Raw genomic sequence first — 4,709 nt, forward strand, 5'->3', positions numbered from 1 at the left:
AGGGTGGTTAAATACTCCCTATCTTCCATCCCTTCCCGTAGGGGTATATCGAGATTGCTGGTTTGTTTCTTGCTTGGGAAATTGATCTCGCAGTGCATGGAGAAGGTAAATACACTCGGATCGCGTTGAAAGATTGCCGCCGTACCATCGCCTTGATGGACATCGAGATCGACGATGAGGATCTTTTTAGCTAATCCTAACTTTTGGACTACACGAGATGCGATCGCCAGATCGTTGAAGATACAGAAGCCCGAACCCATATTAGCAAAAGCGTGATGGGTTCCGCCTGCTGTATTACAGGCGATGCCATGTTCGATCGCGAGTTTTGCAGTCAGGATCGAGCCACCTAGAGCGATACAAGTCCGGTTGACTAATTCGGGACTCCACGGTAAACCAATCCGCCGCTGGGCTTTAGGGTCTAATGTGCCAGTATAGTAAGCCTGAATATAAGCCGGATCGTGAACTAATTCTAACCATTCCGTCGGTGGTAATGTGGGGGCGAATGTTCGATCGGCGGTAACTAATCCATCTGCTAATAATAACTCGTACAAGATCCGAAATTTGGACATCGGAAAGCGATGACTATCGGGTAAAGGTACGACATAATCGGGATGGTAAACGATCGGGACTGACAAAATTGTTACTAATGTCTAGAGAACTTGCGAATGAATTCTAACTTTACTCAAGCGTGTTTAGACGCACTGCGATCGCAATACTACGCGATGTGATTTAGTTCACAGGATCTCGCACATTTATTAGTTAGATTGTAGGGACATCAACATATTAGGGCTTAGATCGTGCGTAAATTTCTAAACTGTGGGCTAATTGCTGCGCTGGCGATCGTACCTACTGCTGTTCGAGTCAGTGCCGAACCACCGCCAGCACCACCAGTCGTTGTCTCGGCAGATAGCACGGTTGCTACGGATTGTAGTGAGTGTTTACCAGTTAGTTGGAAGTAGATAGCTGGAATCGGCTAAAATTGTCGCAAGAAGCGGAGATCGCTACCATAGAGCTTCCGAATATCATCGATTTGGTGTAGCACCATTGCCAGTCGCTCGACCCCAAAGCCAGCCGCAAATCCACTGTATACTTCTGGATCGTGACCGACTTTAGTGAGAACATTGGGATCTACCATCCCACAGCCCATAATTTCCAACCAGCGCCCTTGCCATTGCACATCGACTTCTGCTGACGGCTCGGTGAAGGGGAAATAGCTAGCGCGGAACCGAATCGGTAGCTCCATTCCAAAGGCTTGAGTCAAGAATTCTTTGATGGTACCTTTGAGATCGGTAAAGGTTAGATCTGGGGCGATTGCTAGGATTTCAATTTGATGAAAGACGGCTGAGTGCGTCGCATCGACGGTATCGCGACGATAACAACGTCCGGGCGAAATAATCCGAATTGGCGGCTCATTCTCCTCCATATAGTGAATCTGCACCGAAGAAGTGTGCGTGCGAAGGAGATTGCCATCGGGAAGATAGAATGTATCCTGCATATCCCGTGCGGGATGATCTGGGGGCGTATTGAGCGCCTCAAAATTGTAGTAATCTGTCTCCATTTCTGGCCCAGTTGCCACCGTATAGCCCATGCCGACAAAAATATCGACCATCCGATCGATCGTCGAATTAATCGGATGAATCCGCCCCTGGGGATAATACACACCGGGCATCGTCACATCGAGCGTCTCGGCGGCTAGCTGCGCTTGAATCTGGGCGGCTTGGAGATCGGTTTTGACCCGATCGAGTTGTGCCTGAATGGCATCTTTAACGACGTTTGCCGCTGCCCCAATTGCCGGACGCTCTTCGGGGGCTAGTTTGCCCATCCCGCCGAGGATTTTGGAGACTTCGCCCTTTTTACCTAAATAATCGACTCGCAGTTGTTCTAATGCCTCTAGCGTCTGAGTTTGGGCAATCGCCTCTAGTGCTGTCGCTTGGAGTGTCGCTAGTTGTTGTTGGAGATCGCTTAATGACATTATTATGCTCGATGTTCGCGGTGAATAGTTCCCGGTTACTAGTTACTAATTCGCGCAGTAACCGTTCGCCAATCTAGATTTTAACCGATCGAGTCGCACCTGCTGGCGATTTAGGATTATTCCTCGCCACTCCCGTTCAAAAATATATTGCCCGACGATCGCCCCAACAGGCACAATAGGATAGATACCATGCCAACATTCTTGCAATGATCTTCCCCAGCCTCGATCGATTCAGTCAGCTCGCAAGCCAAGGTAACTTTATCCCCGTCTATCAAGAATGGGTTGCCGATTTGGATACCCCTGTCTCGGCATGGTATAAAATATGTGCTGGTCAACCATACAGCTTCTTGATGGAATCTGTAGAGGGCGGTGAAACTGTCGGGCGGTACAGTTTCTTGGGCTGCAACCCTTTGTGGGTGCTAGAAAATCGCGGCGATCTCACGACGAAAACTCACCGTGATGGGAGTGTTACCACCTTTACAGGCGATCCGTTTCAGACTTTGGCTGACTGCCTGGAGCCTTACCAACCGATTAAACTGCCCCAACTGCCCGGAGGGATTGGGGGCTTATTTGGCTTCTGGGGCTATGAATTGATGAAATGGATCGAATCGCGAGTTCCCATCCATCCAGCTACCGCCCAAGACCTGCCAGATGGCTTGTGGATGCAGGTAGACCATTTGATTGTCTTCGATCGTGTCAAGCGCAAAATTTGGGCGATCGCCTATGCCGATCTCCAGGGTTGTGACGGGAATGTGGAACTCGCCTATACTCAGGCGATCGATCGCGTCAAAACCTTAGTTGAAAAGCTGCAACAGCCACTCGCCCCCAAGTTCCTGGAATGGACGCCGCCGCAGCCTAGCCCCCCTCTGACTACTCTCCCTGCTGAATATACCAGCAATACTTCTAGAGCGGAATTTTGCGCCCATGTGGAGACAGCCAAGGCACATATTAAAGCTGGCGACATTTTTCAAGTCGTCGTCTCGCAGCGGTTGTCTACTAGTTATACGGGCGATCCATTCGATTTGTATCGATCGCTAAGTTTAGTCAATCCCTCTCCCTACATGGCTTATTTCAACTTTGGGGATTGGCAGATTATCGGTTCTAGCCCTGAAGTGATGGTGAGAGCAGATCGCAATCGTGACGGCACGCTCAAAGCCAATCTCCGTCCGCTCGCTGGTACCCGCCGACGCGGACAAACCCCCGCCGAAGACGATGCTCTCGCTGAGGAATTACTCGCCGACACCAAGGAAGTTGCCGAACATGTGATGTTGGTAGACTTAGGGCGCAACGATCTGGGGCGAGTCTGTCAGAGTGGTACGGTAGTCGTCGATAAACTAATGACGATCGAGCGGTATTCTCATGTCATGCACATCGTGAGTAATGCCATCGGGCAACTCGCACCGGATAAAACCGCCTGGGATCTGCTCAAGGCGTGTTTTCCAGCGGGTACGGTTAGCGGCGCACCCAAAATCCGCGCCCTCGAAATCATCCACAAGCTCGAAGGCTGTCGGCGGGGGGCTTATTCGGGAGTGTATGGGTATTATGATTTTGAAGGGCAACTTAATACCGCCATCACCCTCCGCACAATGGTCGTCCGCCCCGATGATGCGGGCGGTCATATTGTCTCGGTACAGGCTGGAGCGGGTTTAGTTGCCGATTCCAATCCAGTGACAGAATATGAGGAGACTTTAAATAAAGCTAGAGGGTTGCTCGAAGCAATTCGCTGTTTGGTACCAAATTCCGAACAATCTAAAGACTAGATCTAATGATACCGATCGGACATTGCGGCGACCGACTCTCGATTTATTAGCGTCGGTTGGGTAAGCTAAAGAAAATAACAAATATCTGAATACTGAGGAATTTGACATGTTAGAAAATCGCGATTATACGTTGATTATTGACAAAAGTGGCAGTATGGCAACCAAAGATCGATCGGGTGGTGCTAGTCGTTGGCAGATTATGCAGGAATCAGCATTAGCTCTAGCTAGTAAGTGTGAAGAACTCGATCCAGACGGGATTACTGTGTATCTATTTTCGGGGAAATTCAAACGCTATGATAATGTGACTGCGGCTAAAGTTAGCACGATTTTTCAAGAAAACGATCCTGCGGGTAGAACCGACTTAGCAGCAGTTTTACAGGATGCTGTGGGTAATTATTTTCAGCGCAAAAATGCTGGTAAAACTCCAGCTAATGGCGAGCTAATCTTAGTAGTTACCGATGGCGAACCTGACGATCGCAAGGCGGTAATGCAAGTAATTCTAGATGCAACTCAAAAACTCGATCGCGATGAGGAATTAGCAATTTCTTTTATTCAAGTTGGTACGGATGAAACGGCAACTAAGTTTTTAAAAATCCTCGACGACGATCTCGGACGTGCGGGGGCAAAGTTTGATATTGTCGATACAATCACGATGGATGATATGGAAGATCTGACACTCAAAGAAATTCTCCTCAGCGCCATTAATGACTAGTCAGATCGATTTCTAAGCACCTCCAAACTAGTAAACAAAATATCCCCGACTTCTTTTGAGAAGTCGGGGATATCGCTTGCGATTAGATATTTATCAGATATCTAAATTCCTGCCCCATCCAAAAATTGACGGATGACTTTATCTTCCAATTGACAACTTTGCGGCAACTCGATCCCTTCTGCTGAGGGAGTTTCAATACCTTGCACGATCGCATTGCAAGTTTGTTCGACCTGCATTTTTTGGACTTGCTGCTCCAGACTTTCGA

General features: G+C 48.6%; 5 protein-coding genes. 3 read left to right on the forward strand and 2 right to left on the reverse strand.

Going from position 1 to position 4,709, the window contains the following annotated elements; genetic code table 11:
* Positions 1-635: histone deacetylase (locus tag RMO52_RS11460; protein ID WP_310414166.1), on the reverse strand; the 635-nt coding region annotated here is incomplete at its 3' end.
* A gap of 162 nt (positions 636-797) precedes the next feature.
* On the opposite strand from RMO52_RS11460, the gene RMO52_RS11465 reads away from it, so the two are divergent.
* Positions 798-959: a hypothetical protein gene (locus RMO52_RS11465; RefSeq protein ID WP_310414169.1), complete on the forward strand. Its 162-nt coding sequence runs from the start codon at positions 798-800 to the stop codon at positions 957-959.
* Positions 960-973: 14 nt separating this feature from the next.
* Here the strand turns inward: RMO52_RS11465 and pheS are convergent, their stop codons facing one another.
* The gene (gene pheS, locus RMO52_RS11470) at positions 974-1,972 is read right to left on the reverse strand and encodes a phenylalanine--tRNA ligase subunit alpha (protein ID WP_309738854.1); all 999 of its coding nucleotides are present in this window, start codon (positions 1,970-1,972) and stop codon (positions 974-976) included.
* A gap of 206 nt (positions 1,973-2,178) precedes the next feature.
* Between pheS and RMO52_RS11475 the strand changes: the two genes are divergently transcribed.
* The gene (locus RMO52_RS11475; RefSeq protein ID WP_310414172.1) at positions 2,179-3,732 is read left to right on the forward strand and encodes an anthranilate synthase component I family protein; all 1,554 of its coding nucleotides are present in this window, start codon (positions 2,179-2,181) and stop codon (positions 3,730-3,732) included.
* A 106-nt stretch (positions 3,733-3,838) separates the two neighbouring features.
* Positions 3,839-4,444, forward strand: coding sequence for a VWA domain-containing protein (locus tag RMO52_RS11480; protein ID WP_310414174.1), 606 nt, complete (start codon positions 3,839-3,841; stop codon positions 4,442-4,444).
* Positions 4,445-4,709: the final 265 nt, after the last annotated feature.

This window comes from Chamaesiphon sp. OTE_8_metabat_110, assembly GCF_031382685.1.
Lineage (GTDB): Bacteria > Cyanobacteriota > Cyanobacteriia > Cyanobacteriales > Chamaesiphonaceae > Chamaesiphon.